At 37.2% G+C, this 13488-nt stretch carries 9 protein-coding genes; 2 read left to right on the plus strand and 7 right to left on the minus strand.

What is annotated here, in order from left to right; all coding sequences use genetic code 11:
- Positions 1-111: 111 nt before the first annotated feature.
- From hutH to OSO01_RS12000, 6 genes are all read right to left on the minus strand, one after another.
- Positions 112-1635 (minus strand): histidine ammonia-lyase, encoded by a 1524-nt coding sequence (gene hutH, locus OSO01_RS11975; RefSeq protein WP_147210674.1) that lies wholly within the window; start codon positions 1633-1635, stop codon positions 112-114.
- A gap of 148 nt (positions 1636-1783) precedes the next feature.
- Positions 1784-2221: a histidine utilization transcription antiterminator HutP gene (gene hutP / locus OSO01_RS11980; protein ID WP_147210675.1), complete on the minus strand. Its 438-nt coding sequence runs from the start codon at positions 2219-2221 to the stop codon at positions 1784-1786.
- 141 nt (positions 2222-2362) lie between these two features.
- Positions 2363-3643, minus strand: coding sequence for a YjiH family protein (locus OSO01_RS11985; protein WP_246145150.1), 1281 nt, complete (start codon positions 3641-3643; stop codon positions 2363-2365).
- Positions 3644-3842: 199 nt separating this feature from the next.
- Positions 3843-5105: an imidazolonepropionase gene (gene hutI / locus OSO01_RS11990; RefSeq protein ID WP_246145151.1), complete on the minus strand. Its 1263-nt coding sequence runs from the start codon at positions 5103-5105 to the stop codon at positions 3843-3845.
- A gap of 115 nt (positions 5106-5220) precedes the next feature.
- Complete coding sequence (gene hutU / locus OSO01_RS11995; protein WP_147210678.1) at positions 5221-6888, minus strand: urocanate hydratase; 1668 nt, start codon at positions 6886-6888, stop codon at positions 5221-5223.
- Between the two features lie 191 nt (positions 6889-7079).
- Positions 7080-8567 (minus strand): helix-turn-helix domain-containing protein, encoded by a 1488-nt coding sequence (locus tag OSO01_RS12000; RefSeq protein ID WP_147210679.1) that lies wholly within the window; start codon positions 8565-8567, stop codon positions 7080-7082.
- 658 nt (positions 8568-9225) lie between these two features.
- Between OSO01_RS12000 and OSO01_RS12005 the strand changes: the two genes are divergently transcribed.
- Positions 9226-11697 carry a YheC/YheD family protein gene (locus OSO01_RS12005; protein WP_147210680.1) on the plus strand — a complete coding sequence of 824 codons (2472 nt, stop codon included), beginning with the start codon at positions 9226-9228 and terminating at the stop codon, positions 11695-11697.
- Between the two features lie 98 nt (positions 11698-11795).
- Here the strand turns inward: OSO01_RS12005 and hag are convergent, their stop codons facing one another.
- Complete coding sequence (gene hag, locus OSO01_RS12010) at positions 11796-12623, minus strand: flagellin Hag (RefSeq protein ID WP_147210681.1); 828 nt, start codon at positions 12621-12623, stop codon at positions 11796-11798.
- Between the two features lie 471 nt (positions 12624-13094).
- Here hag and OSO01_RS12015 point away from each other — a divergent pair, with 471 nt between their 5' ends.
- Entirely contained in the window at positions 13095-13271 is a 177-nt protein-coding gene (locus tag OSO01_RS12015; protein ID WP_147210682.1) for an aspartyl-phosphate phosphatase Spo0E family protein, read from the plus strand.
- Positions 13272-13488 lie beyond the last annotated feature (217 nt).

The following is a 13488-nucleotide window of genomic DNA, read 5'->3' on the forward strand; positions in this document are numbered from 1 at the left end:
GCTTTTATTATTTGATGGCAGCTTTGAGGAGGAGTGCTTTACGAATTTTAAAAACCTAAGAGACAACTATCCCTGATAAAATGAGGAATGTTGTCTCCTTGTTATCCTGTTTTAAGAAATATAAGATCCTTTTTCAATAAAATTGCTGGTGTTAATCAATGGATTTAAGGCTTGATTTACCTTCTCTATGTCTTCAGAAAAAATCCTGTCTTCCGTAATGCTTGGAACCGCCTTACGCATCTTATTCCATTTTTCTTTTAATTTCGGTGCTGCATTTTCTACACCCCGATATTCTATTGCCTGCAGAGCACATATACATTCGATCGCTAATACGCGTCTCGCATTTTGTATGATCATCCCCGCATGACGTGATGCGATTGTTCCCATACTTACATGGTCCTCCTGATTTGCAGAAGAAGGAATTGAATCCACACTTGCGGGATGTGCTAATGTTTTATTTTCTGAAACAAGTGATGCTGCTGCGTATTGCATAATCATAGCACCGGATTGTAAACCGGGCTCCGGGCTTAAAAATGGCGGTAAATCATTTAACTGTGGATTCACCAGCCGCTCGATACGACGTTCTGATATATTAGCTAATTCTGCTACAGCAATTTTCATAAAATCCATCGCAAATGCAATGGGCTGTCCATGAAAGTTTCCGCCTGAAATAACCAGCTTCCCCTCTTCAAAAATAAGCGGATTATCCGTAGCAGCATTCATCTCTATCTCCAGTTTTTCTTTCACATAATCCAGCGCCTGCCATGACGCGCCATGCACCTGCGGAATACAGCGTAATGAATAAGCATCCTGTACGCGCTTTTCGCCTTGCTTTGTAACAAGACTGCTCCCCTCTAACCATTCACGCATTCTTTCTGCAACTGCCATCTGCTGCTGGTAGCCCCTTGCTTCATGTACAGCCGGATGAAGGGTATCAATGATTCCTTCCAGACCTTCTATCGTCATACCCGCAATCCACTCACTATCCAGGGCGATCTGTTCTGCTTCTATATAGTTTACAATTCCCATTGCAACCATGGCCTGTGTACCATTGATAAGCGCAAGACCTTCCTTCGCCTGCAAGACGATTGGCTGGATACCTTTATCAGTCAAAATTGGTGCTGCATTTACTGGTTTCCCCGCACCATCATAGACCTTGCCTTCTCCGATTAAAACAAGTGCCAGATGGGCCAGCGGAGCTAAATCACCGGACGCCCCCAGGGATCCCTGCTGCGGAATGACCGGATGTACATTTTTATTAATAAGCTCAGCCAGCAGTTCAACTAGAACAGCACGAACTCCTGAAAATCCTTTCAATAAAGCATTTAAGCGCAGCACAATCATTGCGCGTGAAACAATTTCAGGAAACGGCTCTCCAATACCGCAAGCATGTGAACGTATTAAATTTAACTGCAGCTTTTCTACGTGTTCCTGATCAATAATGACATCACTGAATTTGCCGAAACCCGTATTAATTCCATATACCGTTTCTTTATCTGCTACAATATTTTCTACCGCATATCTGCTTTCGCGGACTTTTTGCATGCTTTTTTCTGAAATCGATACTTTTTCTTTATCGATCAGAATTCTTTTCAACTGATTAATTGTTAAAGAATGGCCTGTTAACTCTATCATTACTGCTTCCTCCTTTTTCAAGCCTGCTTTATCAAATTACGCTGTAAACATAAAAAGGAGGTGATAACGGCATACTTAAGTAAGCCATCATCACCTCCTAACAACTCGTTACTATAGGTCATGATTACGTATTTAATTGATAAAATGATTAAATATGATTAATACCAAGACCGAGCGCTTCATGCTCCAGTCCTTTTATTGGTGCACCGATTGTTCCGTAAAAAGCGACAGCTATCCACTCGCCTTCTTTTTCTTCTTCATATGGTCTGCCGCGTACAACAGCAAAGCGAAGGCCTACTGTCCGCATTGTCTCTCCAATCGCCAGCTGTCCTCTTGTTACGCCTTCAAGCGCCTCGACAATCGTATGGTATAAAGCATGCGTTTCTCTGTAGATTCCCTCTTCAATCAGCCCGCTTCGTTTAACTGCCGTTTCTACAGATGATATAACCTTCTGCATGTTCATCGAGCCCACTTTTCCAAGGCATGTATCCACTTCGTTAAACATGGCATCAAAGGAGCTATATTCACTCTCGTCTAACATGGCAAGCAGCGTTGCAATCTTTCCAATTCTAATTTTCTGAGACATGTAAACGCTCCCTTTTACTCTCAAAAATAACACTATTTACTATTGGCTATCTATAATTATAATCTGAGTAATAAAAATAGTCCATTACTTATAGGAATAATATCTGTTCATTTCGATGTTTACCTGCTCTTTTTAACCTTGCTAAAGTAATAAATATGCAATTGGCGTTACAATAATGATTGTTAATATAGTACGCTCAATCCAAATTACAATCAGCTTAGGAACACTGACCGGTATCTCTGTAGACAAGATACATGGAATTAAAGCCGAAAAGAAAAGAATAGCTGATACAGATAAGGTAGCAATTACAAATTTCGTTATTAATGGCGCATCCGTAACGAGCAATGCCGGTAAAAACATTTCAGCAATCTCTGTAGCTGCTGCCTTAGCAGCTAACAACGGCTCTGGAACCTGCATAATCCATGTGAATGGATAAAAGATATAACCCAATATATCAAATACAGAAGTATACTCCGCTAAAATCAGCCCCAGCAGACCAATCGACATAATAGATGGAAGAATTGCCATTGTCATGATTAAGCCATCCTTGAAATTCATCCAAATATTTTTTGAAATTGCCGGTGCCTGATCAGCAACCTCCATAGCTTGTGACCATGCAACTTTTATTCGATTCTTTTTAATAATTTCTTCCGGATGTCCTTCTCCGTCATAATATTCCTCACTGAGTTTATTTAAAGGCCACATTCTTACTGTGATTGCAGTTACCAGGAAAGTAACAAATAATGTGACCCAAAAATACATATTCCAGATCCCCATCAAACCAAGTGTATTTGCTATGACAATCATGAATGTTACAGAAACGGTTGAAAATCCTGTTGCAATAATCGTTGCTTCTTTTATTGTATATTTTCCTTCTTTAAAAACCCGATTTGTAATTAATAAACCTACAGAATAACTTCCAATAAAAGATGCTACTGCATCAACTGCAGATCTGCCTGGTACCTTCCAAATTGGACGCATAACAGATTGGAGCAGAACTCCAAAAAACTCTAATAATCCATAGCCTACAAGTAAAGCCAGAAAGACAGCTCCAATAGGTACAAGAACTCCGACCGGAATAACCAATTTTTCAAAGAGATATGGTCCGATATTTGGATCAAGCAGCCAGCCTGGTCCAAATTGAAAAACTAACATAACCGTTACAGCTGCACCAGAAATCTTAAACAAAGACAAAACAATATTAACTATATCTTTATTCCAAGTACGATTTATAAATGGATATATTGCTCCAAAGATAATCATAATCAAAGCATAATAAGGAACAGCATCGGAAAAAACGGTTTGAACATAGGTTACAATATGATCAAGCGGAATCGATGATACTCCGTTTATTGTAATCGGGATAAAGAAAGTAAAAATTCCAATCAAACTAAACAAGAGAAACTTCAGCAAATTATTGATATTAAGGGATTGTGCGTGTTTAGGCTCTTTAACAGTTACGTCTTTTTGAACTTGATTCACTCTATTCACCCTTTTTATTTAAGTTTCGATACTACTGCTAAATATGACAATCCCCTTATTCTCTATTTGATAGTTCCCTTTAAAAACAGCAGTATTGTCAAGTCATTATTTTACATCGTGATCTAAGGGCAGATTATACTTATTGAAGCCGTCCTCCCACTACAACCTGCTTTCCGGATTTTATAACAGTATCTACATGATTCATCCCATACTGGTACGATAAAGTTAAATAATTAGGAACATCAAAAATGGTAATATCTGCTTTCTTACCACTTTCCAGGCTACCCGCCTCATCTGCACAGCCAATGGCATGTGCTGCATTAATCGTTGTTGCAGTTAATACTTCCTCAGGTGTCATTTCCATCTTCAGACAGCCTAAATTCATAATAAACGGAAGAGAAATCGTTGGCGAAGATCCCGGGTTCTGATCCGTGGATAAAGCTACCGCAACCCCAGCATCGATAATCTTTCTAGCAGGAGCAAATTCCGCCATTAGGAAGAAGGCTGTTCCAGGTAATAAAACACCGACAACTCCCTGCTCTGCCATCGCTTTTATTCCTTCGTCGGATGCTTTCAAAAGATGATCTGCTGAAATTGCCTCGACCTCTGCTGCTAATTTCGCACCGGCATATGGTTCAATCTCATCAGCATGAATTTTAGGAATAAGTCCGTGTTTTTTTCCAGCCTCTAGTATTCGCTTTGACTGCTCGGGCGTAAATACTCCTCGCTCGCAAAATACATCGTTAAATACAGCTAATTTCCGTTCTGCTACTTCAGGAATCATTTCTTCAATGACCCGGGTAACAAACTTTTCCGGATTCTTTTTCTCATTCATCGGTACAGCATGAGCTCCCATAAAAGTAGAAATAATATCAACTGAATGATCCTTTTGCAGCTGCTTTGCCACTTCCAGCTGTTTCAATTCATGCTCCAGTGTTAATCCATACCCGCTTTTTGCTTCAAGCGTTGTCACACCATGCAATAAAAATTTATCTAAACGCTTTTTCGACTCTTCATATAACTTTTCATGGCTTGCCTTTTGTGTAGCACGGGTGGTTGCATGAATCCCCCCGCCTGCCTCCATTATTTCCATATATGTTTTTCCTTTTAAACGCATCGCATACTCATTTTCCCGTGTACCGGCATGAACAAGATGTGTATGTGGGTCAATCAGACCCGGTGTTACAATTTTACCGGTTGCATCGATTTGTACTGCATCTTCTATTTGTGTTCTGTATTTTTCACGGAGTTCTTCATCCGGACCCACTTCAACAATCCTTCCATCTTCAATCCAGATACTCCCATGCTTCATTATTGAAATCTTGGACATTTTCTCTTTTTTAGCAGGTGTATCAGAGTGCCCCGCCATTGTAATTACTTGATTCGCATTTGAAATAAACATCTTTTGTGCCAATGTTACTTCCCCTCCCGCATGCATGTTTTTAACAGTTTATAAAATGTAGCTGTATTCGTACATCTCTGAAAAAATATTTGTTTCCAAAAGACAGCACTTTACATTATTCATTTTTTAACATGGGAATGTTCACGTTCTTTTTACGCGCTGTTTCCTGTGCCAGCTCATATCCTGCATCCACATGACGGGCAATTCCCATCCCGGGGTCCGTAGTCAATACACGCTCCAGGCGTTTTTCAGCACCCTTCGTCCCGTCCGCAACAATGACCATCCCAGCATGTAGAGAATATCCCATTCCTACACCGCCGCCGTGATGAACACTGACCCAGCTTGCCCCGCCAACACTATTGATCAGAGCATTTAAAATTGGCCAGTCAGCAACAGCATCGCTGCCGTCTTTCATTGATTCTGTTTCTCTGTTTGGTGATGCGACAGAACCGGAATCAAGATGATCACGGCCAATGACGATTGGAGCACTTAACTCCCCACTGGCAACCATATCATTGATGATTTTTCCAAATCTCGCACGTTCCCCGTAACCAAGCCAGCAAATACGGGAAGGCAGGCCCTGAAAGCTCACCTTTTCTCGAGCCATCCGAATCCAATTACATAAATGCTTATTATCACTAAATTCACGTAAAACCACTTCATCTGTTTTATAAATATCCTCTGGATCTCCGGATAACGCCACCCAGCGGAACGGTCCTTTACCTTCGCAAAATTGCGGACGGATATAGGCAGGAACAAACCCAGGGAAATCGAAAGCATTTTCTATACCCTCGTCTTTTGCCACCTGGCGAATGTTATTTCCATAATCAAAGGTAACAGCTCCCTGCTTCTGCATTTCCAGCATTGCTTCTACATGCTTAGCAATACTTGCTTTAGAAAGAGTTGTATATTCTTTCTCGTCCTTTTTCCGCAAATCAGCAGCTTCCTCCAAGCTGAATCCTTCTGGAATATAACCATTTAACGGATCATGCGCAGATGTCTGATCCGTTAACACATCGGGAATAAATCCTTTCGCAATCATTTCTGGTAAAACCTCTGCTGCATTTCCTAATAGACCGATAGATAAAGCTTTCCTTTGGCTACGGGCCTCATCAGCCAGACGAATCACTTCGTCTACGTTATCTGTATACATATCTAAATATTTCGTTTCGATCCGACGATTAATTCGATGCTGATCTACTTCAACTGCAATGCAGACACCGCCATTCAAGGTTACAGCCAGTGGCTGAGCCCCTCCCATGCCGCCAAGTCCCGCAGTTAATGTAATGGTTCCAGCCAGGCTGCCTTTAAAATGCTGCTTTGCACATTCCGCAAAGGTCTCATAGGTTCCCTGCAAAATTCCCTGACTGCCAATATAAATCCAGCTTCCAGCAGTCATTTGCCCGTACATCATTAATCCTTTCCGGTCCAATTCATTAAAATGTTCCCAATTCGCCCAGGCAGGTACAAGGTTTGAATTGGCTATCAACACTTTGGGAGCGTCTTTATGAGATGGGAAAACGGCTACTGGTTTTCCAGACTGAATTAATAACGTCTCATCCACTTCTAATTCTGTTAAAGACTTAACAATGGCATCATAGCAATCCCAGTTTCTCGCTGCTTTTCCAATCCCGCCATACACCACTAAATCATCCGGATTTTCCGCTACATCTGGATGGAGGTTATTATTTAACATGCGTAATGCTGCTTCCTGAATCCAACCTTTTGTATTTAATTCCGTGCCTCTATATTGTTTTACTTCTCTTGACCTTGTCTCTGACATGACTTATTCACTCTCCCATCAATTCTGTATTCTGATAATTCTTATTTTACCAATCAGGGAGAGTGCAATATAGATAACTCCTATTCGAAATAATATAAAAATCATAGGTAAAGATAAACTTATATATAAAACGCTTTCATTTTATGATAATAATATTAGATTATTATAAAAATATAATATTTCTACTTCATTTATTGCAATCTCCATTCACGCGGAGTCAGACCGGTATGTGATTTAAACACACGGCTAAAATAATTTGGATTGCGGAAACCGACAGCAGCAGCAATATTTTGAATGGAATCATCCGTTGCACCAAGCATCTCCTTCGCCTTTTGCATTCGAATATAGATCAGCATTTCCCGGAAAGATTGCTGATATCTTTTCGACAGAATATGGCTCAAATAAGATGGGCTGCGGTGAACATGCGCAGCTACTTCCGTCAATGAAAGAGTTGCGTCATTATAATGATTCTCCATATAACCGATGGCCGTTTCGATAACATCTGCCCTCGCATATATATCCTGTTCCTTGACCGTTTGAAACAGATAATTAATAAACAGAATCAGCTCCTGGACAATACGATATAAAACCGGACTATATAATATACTCTCAAACACATTTTTATAATACGCTTCACTAGCCTTTGATTTCAGCCCTTTCCGGAACATAAACCGGCGTATCTGCGCGAGTATACTTGTTAATCGTGTCCGAAGCAGACCTGGCTCCGGATATGGAGACTTCATATTAAAAAATTCCTCATACAGCCAGCTTTTCAGCTTATCTCCCTGTCTCTCATCCAGCATAAAAACCCAATTTCTCTGCTCCTCCACAGTTAAAAAAGGATCAATATCTATCCATTCCTGAACATCTTCTGCCTGCAACACCTGCTTATAGCCTATAAAAAAGGTCGTTTCCATCATCCGCAATAGTTTCATATAAATCGGATGAAGAGAGTCCCCACTCCCTCTATGTACAACAATTGCAATAGGATTTCCTTCCGAATGCTCCCATTCTCTTAAGAATCGCTGCGCCTGCTTTACAGGTGCCGGAAAATCATGCTGGAACACGAGCACAATATTATCATGAGCAGAAAATACGGATGGCTTATAATCAAAATCAAATTGATCGATAAAATCTCTGAGATCATTTAATGTTTTTCGCTGCTCAGCTCCCAGTAAATATACAGGGTAAGGGAAGGAAACATGGTCGTCTATAAATAAAGCTTCATACCGCACAGTGTGCCCCAGTTCTGTAATCGTGTTTTTCTTACTTACAGCTGATAGATTTCCGATAGCCTGCTGTAAGGCATGCTTCATAAGTGATGGAGAGAGCGGCTTCACCCACAAATCAACTGCTTTAATAGACATTGCCTGCATTGCCCGCTCAAAAGTAGCCTCGGCAGTGATGGCGATAACCTGTCCAGAATATCTGTGAATAAATGATTTAACCATCTCCCAGCTGTCTTCCTGTATCATATCTAATTCTATACATAATATATCAGGCAGTTCATTTTCGAGAGTGGTCAGAACGTCTGTTAGTTGATTGGCTAATCTGGTCTTGTTTATTGGGAATGAATATTTTGAAAGCAGCCAATGGATGCCTTGAAGTTCTTCTTTGTCGCGATCCGCAATTAGTAGTTTGTAGATGGGAAGGACCTCCTTTGGTGATTTAATAATCATATAAATAAACCTATTTTTTTATAAACACATAGGCATTGATTAGTTCTTATAGAAGTACCTGATAATGTTTACTTTTCTCTAATATAGCTATTAATAATCTTTATAACTTTTAAAATCCTCTTTTTATACTTTAATTCGCTTCCTCTTACTTTTTTTCCTCTTCCAACCAGCATAACCCTATCTACTTGATCTCAATATTTACTTAACTGTTTACATATTTCTTCATCATTGGCTTCCAGTTTACTTTTAGGAGCAACAATTTCATTTATGGATGAATGATTATGGTATGAAAGTTTTCGAGCATATAAACTAGCTAAATTTAAAATGACTACTTTTGAAAATCCTCTAACATAAAAGTATATACACACTTTATTAACTGTGCAAAAACAGATATTCCATTAAATTTATGATATCTCTATAAAACTAAGTAATATAACTAATTTTTTCCTTCTAACACTAAGGTACAAATAACTATCCTCCCTTCTTCGTATTAATTTATAGTTATAATTCTATCTCGTATAATATAAACTTGAAGCTATAACTCCTTTAGTATTTCTCCTAACATACCGATAATAAACATGAAGGTTATCTCTTCATTTCATTTTATAACAGCATCTATTATTCCAAACATATTTTTTTAAGTCAGGAGTGCATCATTTTGCCTACAATAAATCAAAAGCAAATCAATCAATCATTAAACATCGTAAACACAATTATAGAAGCAGCTGAACATTTTCAAGGGTTAGTGAGAAAAAAAGAAAAAAATCAGGCTATTTTTATATTGGGGAGTATTGTCGATGGTATTCAGGCATTAAATCAAAATGGCTACATAAACAGTACACACCAAAATTTATCTGGTAAATTAGAGAAAAATTTATTATTAATTGCTAAAAATATCGAGAACGATAAATCAACGAAAATCCTTGAAATTACACAGTTTTCACTTATTCCTAACCTAAAAAAACTGCAGCTGCTATTTGAAGAAAATAACCATATAAATAAAGAAAAAGAGCAAATTAAAATCGGAGTTTACGGCATTCAAAATCCCCTCCTTTACTATCCACAGCCCCGAATTGAGGCAATGGTAAAAGAGAGTGAAAAACAAAATGCAATCTTATATTTTTTCGGAGATAATGATGTGAACTTCTCTGAGAAAATGATTGATGCAGTATCTTATCAGAATGGAGAAAAAAAGCAAGTAACCATTCCTTTTCCAGATGTAATTAATAATACTTCAGCAAAAAAGACACATATTGGGCGAAAATTGTTAAGGACAGTTCCATTTACAAATTATTTTCATGTTGGCAATAAAATATCCTTACCACAACGTCTCGTGCAAACAAGAAATAAATATGTGAAATTACTTGTGCCATTTCAATTATGTCATAATAAAGAAAAAATTCTGAACTTCATAGAGAGTAATAATAAAGTAGTTTTCAAACACTTGGAAGCAAATCGTGGTGAAAATATTTATTTTGTAACGAAAAAGAAACACCGGTATATTTTATTAGATCAAAAAAAAGAGAATATTCTTGTGGCAGAAGAATTTGAAAAATGGCTTGATGACATTATATTAAATCAAAAAGGCAGCTACATTATTCAAAAGTATATTCATACTCGTACAAAAAATAATGAACCTTATCATATACGTTCGCATGTACAAAAAAACGCATCAGGAAAATGGCAAGTCACCTATATTTATCCGCGTATCGGTAATAAAAAATCAAACCTAAGTAACATCAGCACAGAAGGAAGAATAGAAGACTTCCATGAATTTTTAATGAATGAGTATGGGGATAAGCAGGGGAAAAAATATGCAGAAGATATTCTGAAATTATCTATTGATGTAGCATGGAATTTAGATAAATTATATGGTATGGCGATTGATGAGCTCGGCCTGGACTTTGCAATTGATGATAAAGGGAAGATATGGATGCATGAAGCAAACAATGGGCCACAGACTGCTTTCCATGAAGACCAAAGAGCTGTGAATACCATTGGTTATGCAAAATACATTTATAAAAATGGTATTGTCCATTCACTTTCTGCTAATAGTATTCAAAAAAACCAATTTAACTCACATACTTCTAATTTAAGTACCCGTCATCATATGGGTAAAAAATTATTAGGTCTTATCGTTCCAAATATTGCGCAGATTACACCTTTACAAAGAGCACTTATAAGCTCTGCCGAAATGGAAAATATAGATATTTGTCTTATCCGGCCAAACGATATCGATTTTGAGAATTTACTTATCCGCGGGCATTTTTATGACAGAGAGAATCAAGAGTGGAAACCTTCTATCAGCTCTTATCCAGATATTATTTTAGATGAATTAAAAGCAAAAGATAATGAACATCTTAAATTTGTTTATGAAGAGCTTGAGAATATTCCATTTATCAATCACTGGTCTAATCAAATTGTAAATATACCTGAGCTGTACCAACAGCTAGAAAAAAATGAAAAATTAGCTCCCCTATTACCAAATTATGCAAGGATTAAAAAACTTCGAGATGTATTTCATTGGGTAAATAAATATCACAGTATTAAATTGATTTTGGAAGCAGAAGATGAAATTATGTATATTAACCAGCTGCAAAATAATAAATTTGAAGTAATATCACAGCAGAAAACACAAGTGTTCAGTGAGTTTCAATTGACTCAGCACTTCGAAAAAATCTTAGTAAAAAAACGTGTTATTGTAGAAGCAGATACTTATGAGTTTCCCAGAAAGCAATTTAATCTGCATTTAATTAGAGATATCAATATAAATAAGTGGAATATTGCAAACGTAACATTTCAAACTGCGAATAATGGAAATGAATTACTCCATACTAACCAAATAAGCTTTCTAAACTCTGACGAAAAACAGATAGATATTGATGAATTTAATTCGATAGAAGCAAATTTAATGGAATACAGTGAATTAATCGCAGCTGCTATCCAAGACTATTATTCGATGCTTCCACTAAATGAATTGGAAATTACATTTCAGCTTAGCAAGGATAATGAGATCGCTATTTCAAAAGTAAATCCTTGTGGTCCAGCATATACACTTCACCCTGAACGATATGCTAAACTAGTGATTAAGCTTGGAGTGCAATTGATTTCTTCAAATGAAGTATTATAAACCTAAAACAGGAATGAGTATTAGAAACTCACTCCTGTTTTTAAAAAATAAATTTATGGTTAAAAAAAGCCCCCATCCGGGAGCTTTTTATATACTTATTATTGTAATAATTGAAGTACACCTTGTGGAACCTGGTTAGCTTGCGCAAGCATAGATTGAGCTGCTTGAGAAAGAATGTTATTCTTTGTGAATTCCATCATTTCTTTCGCCATATCAACGTCTCTAATACGAGATTCTGCTGCTGTTAAGTTTTCAGCAGATGTACCTAAATTATTGATAGTGTGTTCTAAACGGTTTTGGTTTGCACCAAGGCTTGAACGAGCTTTTGAAACTTTAGCAATTGCAGCATCTACTAAAGCTAAGTCAGCATCAGCGCTTTCTCCACTAACTTCAAGACCATTTACACCTAAATCTTCGGCACTGAATCCTTCTCCTTCTGCACCTGAATTAATTACAACTTCTAAGGCTTGCTCTTGGTTTGCACCAATTTGCAATGTTCCTTCATAGCTGCCATCTAGAAGTTTTTTACCGTTGAACTCTGTACGTTCTGAAATTCCTGTTAATTCCTTATTAAGCTCATCAATTTCATCTTTGATTGCTGTTAGGTCATCAGATTCTAAAGTTCCTTCGTTACCAGCTTTTACAACAAGCTCTCTTTGACGCTGTAAAATAGCATGTGTTTCATTTAGAGCACCCTCAGCAGTTTGAATTAAAGAAATACCATCTTGTGAGTTTACAGATGCTTGTTCTAAACCACGAATTTGTCCACGCATTTTTTCTGAAATAGATAGACCAGCAGCGTCGTCCCCTGCGCGGTTAATCTGAAGTCCAGAAGAAAGCTTTTCCAATGAACTCTGTACTCCGTTTTGGTTTACTCCCAGCTGACGATGTGCGTTAATTGCGGAAATGTTGTGATTGATAATCATAATTTCTTACCTCCATGTAATTTAAAATTTTTGAGCCACATCCATGTGATCTCATCTATATTAACCATTTAGGTCAATATCAAAATAAATATTTATCGTTAAGGCCCTAACGAATCATCCATTGATGATCTATTTCTTATATCGGCAACTGGGACAAATTGTTTAAGCTTTTTTATAATTTTTTTTAATTCTTTTTTCAAATTTATTTTTCCTCACTTTTTGCTGCGAAAAAAGCCTCTATAATTCTATAAAAACATGCCATCCTCCTAATGAACACTTATCATAAAATCCAGTTCACCCAAACTTAATTTAAATATTTAACTTACTATTAAATACTCCCTTCCCATAAATTACAATAGTTGATTTATTTTATTTTTCTCCCCTTTCCTGTTAAAATCATGCTAAGAGCCTTATCATATCTTTTTATGCCATATCCAACTTCTGTTTGATAATTGGAGAGGGCGTGAGAGTATGTCAGAAATTAATAAATTGAACAAGCAGATTGAAGCGAAAAGAAAAGAAATGTATGCAGCTTATGAAAAAGATCCAAATGACCCAAATTTATTGAAAATATCACAGTCGCTGGATAACTTGCTAAATCAATTAGATCGGATTTCAAATAAAACTCCCATTCAACGGAAGATCTGATAGCTTGATTACAAATCTGCATGGTAGTCGTTTAATTGCTGCATATCTTATAAAAATAAGACGATTGCCAAGCTGTATAAGTAAAGATGCAAATAAATGATATGTATAGAAAGAGTAAGGCTGTACCCATATTTTGAAGCAAAAAATCAAATTGGTATGTTTTGAAGTGGAAATGAATATAAATTCATTTGAAGTTTAAATAAAAAAGCTGAAGTAC

The organism is Oceanobacillus sojae (assembly GCF_007991515.1).
Classification (GTDB): Bacteria; Bacillota; Bacilli; order Bacillales; family Amphibacillaceae; genus Oceanobacillus; species Oceanobacillus sojae.